Source organism: Robiginitalea biformata HTCC2501 (assembly GCF_000024125.1).
Lineage (GTDB): Bacteria > Bacteroidota > Bacteroidia > Flavobacteriales > Flavobacteriaceae > Robiginitalea > Robiginitalea biformata.
This window is the reverse complement of the sequence record NC_013222.1, coordinates 2,412,421-2,424,956: the sequence shown is the minus strand read 5'-3', so window position 1 is coordinate 2,424,956 and position 12,536 is coordinate 2,412,421. Positions and strand designations below refer to the sequence as shown.

The window sequence follows — 12,536 nt, the reverse complement described above, 5'->3', positions numbered from 1 at the left end:
CAGGCTCATTTTGAGCCTAAATGTTAAAAATTACTGTTTTTCAGGGAGTTAGTGTGCAAAAATTACCATATTCAACGCTGCCCTCGGGGAGGTATTCCAACGCTCCAGGCCATTGTCTGCAGCGGGTAGACCAGGGGGTTGGCCTAATTCCCGGCGCTTACAAAACGCACGCGGTCTGCCGAATGTTTCTGGGCCAGGACGGAAACGGACCGGGATGCGAGTTGCAGGACCCGGGGATACCCTCCGGTGGTTTGCCCGTCTCGAAGCAGGATGATCAGGCGGCCTGCGGGGGTCAGTTGGACGGTCCCGGGCAGGGTGGCTGAAGTAATCATCCGGATCAAATGTCCGGGAAGGTGTTCCTGCAGTTGGCAGGCCATCCGGTCGTGTTCCTTGCCCAGGGTAAAACGCGTGGAAAATAGCATTTCCCGTTGTTTCTGGCTGAGCAGGTCGTATTCCGGCCCCGGAAACGCCTCCAGTTTTTCCTCCTTCCAGAATTCAGAAGGGCTCAGTTTCAGGAGTTTTGGTTCGAATGCCTCCGTAGGCTCATAGGGCAGTTCCATCAGGGCAGACAATTTCCGGTGCCTGGTTACCGGCGGATAATACGACCGGCTGCCGAGGACCGATTCGGTCAGCAGCCCCCCTTTGATTCCCAGGTACGTCCGGAATCCGTTTCGCGTACGGCTGCAACGGAGTTCACTGCCCCCCCCTACCCGGTGGACCTGTTCCATGGCCAGTACTTCCCCGTCGAGAGTCACTTCCATATCGGCCCCGCTAAGCGCAATATAGGTGGGTTCATTAAACACCAATTCGGGGCCTTGCATGGTGATTTCCAGCAAGGCGGCATCCGGGTCGTTTTCCAGGAGGGAATTCGCCCTGCCTGCAGCGATGAGGTCACAGGCTCCGGATACCGGTACGCCCTGGTGGCGGTATCCGAATCGGCCGCGATCCTGGACGGAAGTGTAAAATCCCGCCTTTTTAACCTTTAGCATGCCCGTATTTCTTTTTAAAATCATAAACCCCCACCTCTGCTTCGATTCGGTGGAGGTTGAACTCCGCCTCGCTAACCGGCCGGAAACGCACGGTATCTCCCTGGGCAATAAAGCATGGGGGTTGGCGGGTCGGGTCGAAAAGTGGGATCGGACAACGCCCGATCAGGTTCCAGCCGCCCGGTGACTCCTGGGGGTAGATCCCCGTTTGCTGGGAGGCCAGCCCCACGGACCCCCTGGCTACCTTGAGCCTGGGGTTCTCCTTCCTGGGCACCTCCAGGTTGGCCGGCACACCGCCCAGGTACAGGAATCCGGGAAGGAAGCCTATTCCGTACACCCGGTACGCCTGCGCACAATGGCGTCGGATAACTTCTTCTGTGTCAATTTCAAGTCGTTCCGCCACATCTTCGAGATCCGGGCCAAATTCCGGGTCGTAGCACACGGGCAGCACCCAATCCTGCACGGTCCTTTGGGAGGGCCCGGGATACTGTTCAAACCATTTCTTTAAAGACCTGCTGAAAGGTTCCAGGTCTATTTTGGATCCTTTGAAAAGCAACAGGCTGTGGTAAATCGGGACCAATTCCCAAGCGGCGTCCTTCAGGCAGTGTTCCCGGAGGTAATCTGCAAACCCGAGGACGTCCGTAAGGATATCCTCACTAACAGCCTCCGGCCACTCGAGCAGGACAGCTTCCGGGCCGTATGCCTTGATCCGGAAAGGTGGGGGTTTCACGATAGCAGTCGGATTGATTCTTTGGGTAATTCGAGAGAAAGATACATTAATATTTCCAATGCGCCGGGCGTATCCCCGTGGATGCAAATGGTATCCGGTGACAGCTTAATCTCCCGGCCCTCCGGAGTGGTGGCCCGGCCGCGCAAAACCAGGTCCCGAACCTGCCGGAATACCCGGGAGGGTTCGGTCAGAACGGCTCCCGGCTCGGATCGGGCAACCAAACTTCCGTCGGCGTTGTACGCCCGGTCCGCGAACGCTTCGCCCCAGACCCGGTAGCCCAGGGATAATGCGCGGCGCATCAGGTCGGAACCTGCAGGTACGAACAATACCCGGCTCTCCCGGTACGGGGTGAGGATCCGGAGGTACTCCCGGGCCAGTGCCGGGTTTGCCGCCAGGTCGTTATAGAGGGCTCCATGTGCCTTGATATGATGCAAAGGCACGCCGGCGGCCGCCGCCACCTCATCCAGCAGCTGTAGTTGTTCCAGGAGCGATTCTTCCAGTTCCCGGGCTGTAAGTTGCATGTGTTTCCTCCCAAAGTTCTCCCGGTCGGGATACGAAGGGTGGGCGCCGGCCCGAACCCCTGCTTTTCCGGCCAGGGTGACAATTTCTTTCATGGATTCCCGGTTGCCGGCATGTCCCCCGCAGGCGATATTGCAGGAGCTGATATGGGGAAACAACTCCTGCTCGTTCCCCACCCCCTCTCCTACGTCGCAGTTTAAATCGATCTCGAAATTTGGCATGGTCATTCGATTAAAATGGAATAAATGGTTTTGGCCGCCAGCAGGGTAACTATGCCGATTATCACCAGGGCCACGAGGTCCCTTGCTACGGTATTCCGCTGGTCCCCCATGAGTTGGCGACTGCGGATCATCCACCAGAGGAAGGCTGCAATAACCGGCAGTACAATGGCATTGGCAATCTGGGCTACATAGATAATTTCCAGGGGGCGATATTCCAGCGACAGGGATAACACCCCGATGATCAGTACCCCAACCCATACGGACCGGAATCGCCAATCCTTCCTGTCCGCAGGCCAGTCAAAGGTTTGGCGGGAAACATAGGCCGCCGCCAACGGGGCCGTGATGGCCGAACTAATCCCGGCTGCAAATAGCCCTACCCCCAACCCGAACCGGGCAGCCTTTCCATAAATGGGTTCCAGGGCCGCGGCCAGGTCAAGGACGTCCGCCACAACCCCCATCCCGGATCCGGCCGCAGTCACTACAATAGACATGGATACCACGCCGCCAATGGCCACCGACCAGAATATATCCCGACGCATGCTTTGGACAGCCCCCGAGTTTTCCCATTTTTCCGTTACAAGGGCCGTATAGAGGAACAGGTTGTAGGGTACCACCGTGGTGCCGATCAGCGCCAGGACCGTAAATATGGAATCCCCGTCCAGGTTGGGCGTCACCAGCCCGCGGAACAGTGCCGGGATATCGGGTTGTACCAGGAATGCCGTTATCAAAAAGGAGAGGCTCATAAGAAGTACCAGCCCTGTGAAAACGCGTTCCAGCGCTTTGTAGGACCCCAGCCAGAGGAGGATAAATGCCAGGGAACCGCATATCCAGGGATAGACGCCAAAGGCACCGGAACCCAGGAGCGCCTCCAGGCCCAGGACGCCGCCGGCTATATTCCCCGCTTCATAGGCTGCGTTCCCCGCTACGATGGCAACGAGTATCAGTCCCACCATCAGGATCCGGAGCCAGGGAAGGGTTACCCGTTTCCGTATAAGGGACGGCAACCCGCGCCTCGTGACCAGCCCAAGCCTTCCGGCCATTTCCTGCAGGACAATGGTGGCAACCACGGACAACAGCAGCGCCCACAAAAGTGCATACCCCATCTCCACCCCTGCCCTCAGGCAGGTGGTAACGGTTCCCGGGCCGATAAAGGCCGCGGCAATAAGCATTCCCGGACCGGACTTTTTAAACATATACGTGCATATTGGTATCCGGGTAAATATACGGGATTCCCTGAAGGAGGAAACCCCGGAACACGCCACGCCCCCCTGTCGGAAATGGTGCATTTCATCGGAAAAGTTGCCGTTCGTCTAAAAGTGGGGTGTCATACGTCGAATCGATATAATAAACGAGCCCGGGTCCGGTTATTACTATCCCGAAACTTACTAATCTAACCTGTGCATATGACTTGCCTGGAATGTCAAAAAGAACTCAGCTACCTGGATCACCGCGAGGCCCTGGAGTTGTTAAACCTGGAACTGTGCCCCGCACACAGGAACCGGATGGTGAAACTCATGCGGACACACGAAGTACCCGTCGAAGCCATACAATTGTATTACGGCCTCAAAAAGATGGGTATCCGGGCGATGCTCGCCTGGTGGGACGGAAAGAAAACCGTCCACCTGGCCGTATCCCGGGTGAAGCTCAATATAGAAATCGACACGGGTCACGGGGCGATGACCCACGACCAGGCCATGAACGACCTGGAAGAAACCATGCATTCCTTCAAAAACGGATTTACAACGATTCGCATCCCGGATTTCCTGGTGCATAAATACCTGCAGGAAACCCTGGTGAATATCGAGGGCATAATCGAAGGATTGAGAAGCAACATCAAAGTTGTTTAACCTTTAAAACAATGCTTATGGATGCCGAAATCAAATTTACAGAACGCTCTTACCGGATGAGCAAACTGATCCTGATCCTGCTGACTTTTGCAGCCCTGGCCATCATGATCAATATCCATCCGGCTGTCTCCCGCTATCTGTTCGGGTTCCCGATTGTCCTTTCCGGGTGCCTGGGGATTATGGGGACGTTTTACATCGTTAAAGGCATGCATGAGCCCCTGACCGAAAAGAAAGTAATCGCTATCACGGTGAACCTGGCCATGGTGGTCCTGATGGTCGCCATCCTCTTCAGCAATACCATATTCAGGCTCTAACGCGTAATTTTTAATCCGCGCCATACTCCCGGGAGTTCCTTATTTCAGGAATCCCCGGGTTTTTTTATGCCCGCTGGGTAAACAGCGGCATGTACTTTCCCCCGCTTAATTTGTAGCTGCATCCAAATCGAAATCGCTGCGGCTGCCAGCGCGAAAACCCAGCTTCATCCAAATCTAAATCGCTGCGGCTGCCCCCAATATTTCGTATCTTAAGGAGGAAATATCAACCTGGTTATTCCACAATTTTAAATTATGACAACAACTGACAGAAGAAACTGGCTGCGGACGGTGGCCCTGGGCGGGGGGTTCGCGCTCCTGGGGGGCGCCCCGCAACTGGTTCATGGCGCAAGCCGCACGGAAAATCCGGCAATTTCAGCCAGGGGCCCGATCCGCCTGAGTTCCAACGAAAATCCGCTCGGCCCCTCGGAGCGCGTTCGTCGTGCCCTCAGCGAGCGGATGGACCTGGGCTGTCGCTACCCGTATTCCTACATGGGGCCGCTGGTGTCTGCCATTGCCGCCCGGGAAGAAGTCCCGGAATCCTGTGTGGTCCTGACGGGGGGATCCACGGAAGGCCTGAAGGCCGCCGGACTGGTCTACGGACTGAACAATGGGGAAATAATCGCGGCAGACCCTACTTTCCAGGCCCTGCTTCGGTATGCGGAACTCTTCGGGGCCTACGTACACCGGGTACCCCTGGACGACAAGCTGGTACACGACCTGGACGCCATGGAGCGGCGCGTAACCTCCAAAACCCGGTTGATTTTCCTATGCAACCCCAACAACCCGTCCGGGACCATCCTGGATGGGAATACATTGCGCGATTTTTGTACTTCAGTGGATAGCAGGGCGGTAGTTTTCAGCGACGAGGCCTACTTTGACTATATTACAGAACCCGACTATCCCTCCATGGTAGAACTCGTGCGTGAAGGCAGGAACGTGATCGTTTCCCGTACTTTTTCCAAAGTGTACGGGCTTGCCGGCTTTCGCATCGGCTACCTGGTGGCCCGGCCCGATATTGCCAGCCGGCTGCGCGAGGCGCTGATGGCCCATACCGGTACTCCGGCACTGATTGCCGCCGAGGCGGCACTGGGCGATGACGATTTCTATAAGGAAAGTCTGAAGCAGAACGAAATGGCTAAAAAAAGCATCTACGCCACCCTGGAGGACCTGGGTTTGCCGGCTGTAAAATCCCATACAAACTTTGTGTTTTTCAAAAGCGGCATGGATATTCGGACGCTCCAGTCCCGGATGGAGTCCGAGGGGGTGCTGATCGGTCGGCCCTTCCCCCCGCTCTACGATTGGGCGCGCATCAGTACGGGTCGGATGGAGGAAGTAGCTGCTTTTGGCAATGCCCTGAAAAAGGTAATAGGCTGATTTTCTTTATTCTGGAATGAAACCGGAGAAGTACGGTTTGCCGTTCATCGAATATTGTAGGAAATTTCCTCTCTTTCATTTATTTTGGCCCCGGATACCCTGTTAAAAATACATAGGTAACCGCCCCCGAAACAACCCGTTCACGGATCGCAACAGCCATCTGAACCAGGAATGCCGGCAAACGTCAGAAGGCGTCATTCGGCCCCGGATCGGTTGGTTGTTGTTTTTTATGTTTTCAGTTATTCAATGCGAGGTGAGAATCTGCACAGTAGTGAATATCCCGCACGATTTCGTAGAGGTCCGGGATCACATGGGAAGCCAGTCTGGAATGGCTGTTTAAAAGGACGCATATTCCCAGCTCTGACTCCGGGTAGAGGGCAATTTCGTTGCGAAACCCGTTGACGCTGCCTCCGTGGTGTACCATCGTCTGCAACTGCCCCGAACCCTTTTCCCTGAATTTGTGAATGCGCCAGCCAAATCCGTAGTGGGAAGACACATGACCGGGCCAACGCTGGTAGTATTTACTGCGCCCTGGTATTTCAACGCGGGGATTGAATGCGATTTGCCGCGCGCCCTCACTGAGGATTTCCGGATAACGACCCAACAACAGGTGCATCCATTGGGCCATGTCCAGGGCACTGGCATTGATTCCGCCCGCCGCAATGGCGTTGTAGTAATTGTCCGTCAGCTTCCGGGGGCGCCAGCCTTTCCGGCGCTTCGTATGGGGAAGGGCTATATTTACCGCTTTCAATAGGGATTCGTGGTCCGTGCCAGTGGCACACATCTCGAGCGGCTTGAAAAATCGTTCTTCCAGCAGCCGGCCGAGGGGCTGCCCGGTAACCCGTTCCATGATCTCCCCGGAAAGGGCAAAAAGCGCATTCTGATAACTGTATACCGAACCGGGCTTCCCGATGGGCGAAACCTCGTCAAAGCGCCCGGCGATTTCCGTCAGGTCCAGACCGGCTTCCACCAGGTTGGTATAACTGTGGTAAGGGGCCCCGGAAGTGTGGGTCAGCAGGTGGCCCAGGTTAACGCCCCGGGTATGCCCCGCGTCCCCGAATCGAAATTCCGGAATATAACGGATTACCGGATCTTCGGGAGACAGCAATTGTTGGTCGGCTAGATTCGCGGCCAGGATGCCCGCAAACCCCTTGGACAGCGAACCCAGCCTGAAGACGGTTCGCGCATCCACCGGATCCGGGTGGTTGCTGTTCCTGAGGCCGTATCCGTCGCTGAGAAGGACGCTATCGCCCAGCACAATACTTACCCCGGCCCCAACGATATCCCCGGAGGCCAGGGCTTCCTGGAAATAACGGCGAACAGCCTCCGCGATTTCCTTCCGGCTTTTCCGGAATCGGACAGCCTCCATTTGGTTGAATCCCTCCCTTGGCTTGTATCCCTCCCGGCGGGCTGCAGATTCCTCCCCGGCCTTTCCGGTTTTCCGACCTTCTACCGGGCCCGAAGTGCCCAGGGATACCCCGAGTATCAGGATCAGGAAGGTGATGAATACCGCAATTTTGATACGCCACATAGGAAGATTCGTCTTTGGGATTCGGGATGAAAATAATTAGTTCTTCTTAGTTAATAACCCATTCAACCGGGGATTATTACATTTTATCCGGCCCGAATCCCGGATTTTACCTTTTCTTCAGAATCAAGGCCGGCTACCATTCGCTTCCCGGGCTGCCGAAACGATCCAGGCTGCGGTATTGGATGGCTTCTGCAATTTCCGATTCCCCTATGGTTCGCCTCCCCTGCAAATCCGCAATGGTCCGGGCTACCTTCAAAATCCGGTCGTAGGCCCTGGCGGAGAGGTGCAGCCGTTCCATGGCCCGGGCGAGGAGCTTCCCGGGACCGGGCTTTAAACGGCAATGTTCGCGGATCATCCGGACGTCCATTTGCGCGTTGCAATAGGCCCCGGTGCCGGACAGCCGATGTCCCTGTACCTCCCGGGCGCGTACCACCCGGTTGCGGATAACTGCACTGCTCTCCCCGCACCGGGAATCGGACAATTGGCGGAACGGGACCGGCCGCACCTCCATGTGCAGGTCGATGCGATCCAACAACGGCCCGGATATTCGCCCCAGGTATTTTCGCATTTCCGATTCCTGTACGCTGTGACCCCCCGTGTCCTCGGGAAAATGCCCGCCGGGAGTAGGGTTCATGCTCGCCACCAGCATAAAACTACACGGATAGGTGATGCGGAATCGGGAACGGGAGATGGTGATGTTCCGGTCTTCCAGGGGTTGCCGCAGGACCTCGAGCACCTGCCTCCTGAATTCAGGTAGCTCATCCAGGAAAAGTACCCCATTATGGGCCAGGGAAATTTCGCCGGGTTGCGGATAGGCCCCGCCTCCCACGAGCGCCACATCCGAAATGGTATGATGCGGGTTGCGGAACGGGCGTTCCGCGATAAGGCCGCCGGCAGGCTGTACAGCAGATACGCTGTGTATTTTGGTCGTTTCCAGCGCCTCGTCACGGGTCATGGGAGGCAGGATGCCGGGAAGGCGACGGGCCAGCATCGTTTTCCCGGAACCCGGCGGGCCGATCAGTACCACATTGTGCCCGCCTGCCGCTGCAATTTCCATACAGCGCTTTACCGTTTCCTGCCCCTTTATCTCCCTGAAATCCGGGAATTTTGCATCCTGTATTTGCCCCGGCAGGAAGTCTTTCCCCGCTACCCGTTCCAGGAGTTTTCTGCCGCGAAAATGTTCAATGACATCCGAGAGGGTCCGGGCCCCCAACACCCAAAGTCCTTCCACAACAGCTGCCTCAAGAGCGTTTCCGGCCGGTACAATCAGGTGTCGAAAGCCCGCTTCCTTCGCCTGCAGGGCCATAGATAGCGCCCCTTTTAAAGGTTGCAATTCCCCGTCCAGTGAAAGCTCGCCCATCAGCATGCACCGATCCAGTCCGTCCTTCCGGAGCTGACCGGAGGCTACAAGGATTCCCATGGCAAGTGGCAGGTCGTATGCCGATCCCTCCTTGCGGAGGTCGGCCGGCGCCATGTTGATGGTGATTTTCTTACCGGGGATGCGAAAACCGTGGTTCCCCAGGGCTGCGGCAATCCGGTAATTGCTCTCCCGGATGGCACTGTCGGGCAGGCCTACAAGGTGGTAACCGATGCCCGGGTTAATATTGACTTCTATGGTGACAGGCAGGGCATCAATACCCAGTACGGCGCATCCGTAAACCTTTGCTAGCATCCGTTTTCGGACAAATCTAAAGGCCCGTTCTGAAAAGGGCCTGCAGCCCGCTTCTTCATGTTTTATTACTCAGTTGCGGATTATTCCCTTTCGGATACTTGCAGGTAACCGACAAGGGTTACCGGCTTGCCATACGTAGTAAACCCTTCCAGTCGGATTTGGTAAGTGCCCGGTACGTCCGAGGTGCGGAAGCGGTATTCCAACATCTGGGTTTCCAGTTCCACCCGGGGTTCCCAAAGCAACTGGTAGCGGTAGTCCGGATGGTGTGACGGCCCTTCCCCCTGGCGGAAATAGCGCTTCACGGGAGCCGGGGGATTATAGGGAAATACCTGGCCGGAAGGCGATGACCAGTAGTCTGCAAAATCTCCCCCGATGGTCTCAATAGCCACCATGCCCTGATATGTGCGGTTTTCGAGCCGCTTTTTTTCACGCAATACGCGAATGCGGCGGATGCGCCGGGCATCGAAGTCCAGGAGTACATCGTGGTCTGCCACCAGGACGCCATCGACGGTAACCAGGGGCGGATCCTCCGTGTACTCGCTCCCCGCCGGGTCCAGGGGAGCCCGCACCCAAAAAGTCCGGCTCCCGTCAGCTTCCCGGCGTATCCAGACGTGCTGGACAATCTCTACCAGGGTCTCCCGGAGCGAGGGGAAACGCGTGAATTCATCCAGGTTGTATACGGTTGGAATTTCCCCGAAATAGGGGTCTTCCTCCCCCGGGGCCACTACGGTATCCGGTGTAATTTCATTGTAGCTGTTGGCGATTTGGTTGTGGATGCTCCTTTGTCGGACCGCCCCGTACATGCTCGAATCGATCGCTATGGACCTGAAATTCTCGGGCTCGAAGTTTTCCCAGGCTGAAAATGCGCGGATCGTATAACTTCCCTGGGTGGAATCCAGGACCTGCGCAATCCACTTTGATCCGGAAAAAGGAGTCACCAGGTAGGCGAAAAACCTGCCCAAGGGGTCCGTTTGGGCCATTTTAAGCTGGAAATTGTCCCCGGGGAATGACAGTGCCAACCAGGCGTCCGCTATCGGTTCTTCACCCCGGCTTCCAAACAACTGCCCGCCAATCAATTCCCCCCGTTGCTCGGGGAGAGCCACCGTGTCCCCCACCCCCTGGGGTATCCTCCGAAACATATCCGGATACCTTTCCGAATAGGCCTCAGCGGTGAGTGCCGGGAGGGCTGGCAGATCCGGGACCTTCCCTATGCTGACAGAGTAATGACCGTATCCCCGGGCACCCCGGTAATTTCTCAGCCTGAGTGTTACCCATTCGCGGGGGCCGTACACCGCAGTGTCCGTTTCCAGTTCGAGGCCATCAGCCCCTACGCGCGTGCCCGGCCGGTCCGGCGGGGCTGAATCGGGTCCGGGGAGCGCAGTCGCCGGATCTTCCCCCTGTACCCCTTCCGGGCCGGGAACGTCACCGAGCAGGGCCGACTGATCCTGCCGATAGGGGTTGATCACAGTGACATCCGCCATAAATACCTGTTGCCGCCCCCCGTTCCGCATCCAGTTGGTATAAGCCACCAATTTATAGGCCCCGGAGGGGATTTCCGTGCCGATAAATAATTCCCCTTGCCCACGGCCACCCCTGAGGCGGATTTTTTTTCGCAGGTAGACACCGCCGTCCTCCCCGGTCAGCTGTACATAGGCCAGCGCGCTGGCCGCGCTCAGCCGGTAGGTCTGCAAGTCGATGCAGTACAGGCTGAAATAGAGGTATTCGCCCGGAAAGAGGAGCGTTGCGCTTGTATGGGCGTAGAGCGTCTCCAGGGGGGCAGACCGCAGCACCTCATTTTCGGCCTGGTCCCGGATCACCACCTGCGCGGTGGACACAGCAGGTATAAACAAGGTTCCCAGAAGAAGAAGAAGAACAGCAATGATATGTCTTTTCAATTCCATAGGCTTCAGCTCATTCAATCCAAAAATCCGGGGCCTGGTTGCTCCCCAACACCGTGCAGTCCCCGCAAACCCGGGGCACGTAAACATGGGGACCGGCGCAGGAAGTCACCACGGTTTCATTGTTGTCCGAGTAATAGCTGATCAGGCCCCCCAGGTCCAGCAACTCTATTACGGAAAGCGGGCAGCCACCTCCCGATCCACCCAGGACCGGTTCCGCCGGGCAATAGGTGGGATGGGCCTCCGGGGAGGATAAGAGCGAACAGGGTACGAGAAACGGCGGTTCGGGCTCCCCCGGGAAATAATCTTCATAATTCAGGAAAATCCGTTCTTCGCTCACCGAAGCCACCGAGAAATACCCAATCACCAACAGGGGGGCCGCTCCTTCGGGTTGCAGGTTGCCCTGCAGGAACCCAGGCTGAACCTGGGCAAATACATTCCCTTCCTGGGAGAAGTTCCGCAGGCGGTCATAGTACGAATAGGCCTCCCGGTTTTCAACCAGCTGGCGTACCCGGATACTGTAGCGTTCGGCAATTTTATAGGTATCCCGGGAGAGGAAATGCACCGGAAAATTCCGCAACCGCCCCCCGGCGAGGCCCGCGGTAGAGGCCTGTACGATCGCGCTGGAGGCTTCGGTGCGGTAACAGACCTGGTTTTCCTCCGTCCGGTTGACGATTTCCAAGGTGTACTCCACCGGATCGGCACAGGGGTCGTAATCGCTGAGCACAAATTCCTGCGGGCTCCAGAGCGGGGCTACCACCCGGAAGGTTTCCTCGAAGGTGTACCGGAAAAAAGCATCCGAACCACCGATGGACGTACCGTCCACCAGAAAGCGGATGCCCTCACCCTGCAACGGGTCGCTGGCGCGTTCCGCCCGCAGGTCGTCCAGGGTGGCTGTTCCGGCCAGGGTTTCCAATTCTGAGACGATCCGCTGGCCGCCCCGGAGCGTAATCCGCAATTGATAGCTGCGCCCGGGCTGGGCGGCAAAGGGTGCCTGGGAGAAATACCTCCCGGGGTCGCCTTCCACAAATGGATACACCGTGCCGGAATCATCCGTCACAGTCACGGTGGCCCCGGTTTCATATAAAATGGGGCGGTTGGCCGGATCCAGGTCGGGGATGATGTACGTGCTGGGGTCCTCTTCGTCAAATTCCACGATGCTGTCGTTTTCAAAATCGGCTGCGCGCGAAAGCAATACCTCCTGGGTGCGTTGCTCATCCGTGAGGGTTGCCTCTACCACGAGCGCATTGCGCGCCTGCTGAATACTCGCATCATCTGTTTCTATATCCACTTCTTCCACGCAACCCAGTTGGGGCAACAACAGAAGTACCGGCAACCAGACAGCCGCCCTCAGGAGCTTCGGCACCCGGGCAGTCGCCCTAAGGAGCTTCGGCAACGGGGACCGGGTTTTCAGGCTGTGCCCCCATTCGGAGTGGGATATGTT

At 57.1% G+C, this 12,536-nt stretch carries 11 protein-coding genes; 3 read left to right on the top strand and 8 right to left on the bottom strand.

Going from position 1 to position 12,536, the window contains the following annotated elements; translation table 11 throughout:
- Window positions 1-143: 143 nt before the first annotated feature.
- Genes RB2501_RS10760 through RB2501_RS10745 form a run of 4 tightly spaced genes read right to left on the bottom strand, consistent with a single transcriptional unit; the run spans window position 144 to window position 3,649 of the window.
- Window positions 144-989 (bottom strand): 5-oxoprolinase subunit C family protein, encoded by an 846-nt coding sequence (locus RB2501_RS10760; protein WP_015754844.1) that lies wholly within the window; start codon window positions 987-989, stop codon window positions 144-146.
- The gene (gene pxpB / locus RB2501_RS10755) at window positions 976-1,716 is read right to left on the bottom strand and encodes a 5-oxoprolinase subunit PxpB (protein ID WP_015754843.1); all 741 of its coding nucleotides are present in this window, start codon (window positions 1,714-1,716) and stop codon (window positions 976-978) included. The genes RB2501_RS10760 and pxpB overlap by 14 nt, the downstream gene beginning before the upstream one ends.
- Window positions 1,713-2,456 (bottom strand): 5-oxoprolinase subunit PxpA, encoded by a 744-nt coding sequence (gene pxpA, locus RB2501_RS10750; RefSeq protein ID WP_238528065.1) that lies wholly within the window; start codon window positions 2,454-2,456, stop codon window positions 1,713-1,715. Before pxpA ends, pxpB begins: the two co-directional genes overlap by 4 nt.
- Window positions 2,457-2,458: 2 nt before the next feature.
- On the bottom strand, window positions 2,459-3,649 hold the full coding sequence (locus RB2501_RS10745; RefSeq protein ID WP_015754841.1) for an Nramp family divalent metal transporter: 1,191 nt from the start codon (window positions 3,647-3,649) through the stop codon (window positions 2,459-2,461).
- Window positions 3,650-3,859: 210 nt separating this feature from the next.
- Here RB2501_RS10745 and RB2501_RS10740 point away from each other — a divergent pair, with 210 nt between their 5' ends.
- The 3 genes from RB2501_RS10740 (at window position 3,860) to RB2501_RS10730 (ending at window position 5,991) form a co-directional block, all read left to right on the top strand.
- Window positions 3,860-4,303: a hypothetical protein gene (locus RB2501_RS10740; protein WP_015754840.1), complete on the top strand. Its 444-nt coding sequence runs from the start codon at window positions 3,860-3,862 to the stop codon at window positions 4,301-4,303.
- Between the two features lie 17 nt (window positions 4,304-4,320).
- Complete coding sequence (locus RB2501_RS10735; protein WP_015754839.1) at window positions 4,321-4,617, top strand: hypothetical protein; 297 nt, start codon at window positions 4,321-4,323, stop codon at window positions 4,615-4,617.
- Between the two features lie 252 nt (window positions 4,618-4,869).
- Window positions 4,870-5,991 carry a pyridoxal phosphate-dependent aminotransferase gene (locus RB2501_RS10730; RefSeq protein WP_041327199.1) on the top strand — a complete coding sequence of 374 codons (1,122 nt, stop codon included), beginning with the start codon at window positions 4,870-4,872 and terminating at the stop codon, window positions 5,989-5,991.
- Between the two features lie 235 nt (window positions 5,992-6,226).
- Here the strand turns inward: RB2501_RS10730 and RB2501_RS10725 are convergent, their stop codons facing one another.
- From RB2501_RS10725 to RB2501_RS10710, 4 genes are all read right to left on the bottom strand, one after another.
- Window positions 6,227-7,522, bottom strand: coding sequence for a serine hydrolase domain-containing protein (locus RB2501_RS10725; protein WP_015754837.1), 1,296 nt, complete (start codon window positions 7,520-7,522; stop codon window positions 6,227-6,229).
- 133 nt (window positions 7,523-7,655) lie between these two features.
- Entirely contained in the window at window positions 7,656-9,194 is a 1,539-nt protein-coding gene (locus tag RB2501_RS10720) for a YifB family Mg chelatase-like AAA ATPase (protein WP_015754836.1), read from the bottom strand.
- A gap of 80 nt (window positions 9,195-9,274) precedes the next feature.
- Window positions 9,275-11,029 carry a hypothetical protein gene (locus RB2501_RS10715; protein ID WP_015754835.1) on the bottom strand — a complete coding sequence of 585 codons (1,755 nt, stop codon included), beginning with the start codon at window positions 11,027-11,029 and terminating at the stop codon, window positions 9,275-9,277.
- 76 nt (window positions 11,030-11,105) lie between these two features.
- Window positions 11,106-12,488 carry a DUF4249 domain-containing protein gene (locus tag RB2501_RS10710; protein ID WP_187289165.1) on the bottom strand — a complete coding sequence of 461 codons (1,383 nt, stop codon included), beginning with the start codon at window positions 12,486-12,488 and terminating at the stop codon, window positions 11,106-11,108.
- Window positions 12,489-12,536: the final 48 nt, after the last annotated feature.

Coding starts and splice junctions, on each gene's coding strand:
- RB2501_RS10760 (WP_015754844.1), bottom strand. CDS start 989: ATGCTAAAGGTTAAAAAGGCGGGATTTTACACTTCCGTCCAGGATCGC.
- pxpA (WP_238528065.1), bottom strand. CDS start 2,456: ATGCCAAATTTCGAGATCGATTTAAACTGCGACGTAGGAGAGGGGGTG.
- RB2501_RS10745 (WP_015754841.1), bottom strand. CDS start 3,649: ATGTTTAAAAAGTCCGGTCCGGGAATGCTTATTGCCGCGGCCTTTATC.
- RB2501_RS10740 (WP_015754840.1), top strand. CDS start 3,860: ATGACTTGCCTGGAATGTCAAAAAGAACTCAGCTACCTGGATCACCGC.
- RB2501_RS10735 (WP_015754839.1), top strand. CDS start 4,321: ATGGATGCCGAAATCAAATTTACAGAACGCTCTTACCGGATGAGCAAA.
- RB2501_RS10730 (WP_041327199.1), top strand. CDS start 4,870: ATGACAACAACTGACAGAAGAAACTGGCTGCGGACGGTGGCCCTGGGC.
- RB2501_RS10725 (WP_015754837.1), bottom strand. CDS start 7,522: ATGTGGCGTATCAAAATTGCGGTATTCATCACCTTCCTGATCCTGATA.
- RB2501_RS10720 (WP_015754836.1), bottom strand. CDS start 9,194: ATGCTAGCAAAGGTTTACGGATGCGCCGTACTGGGTATTGATGCCCTG.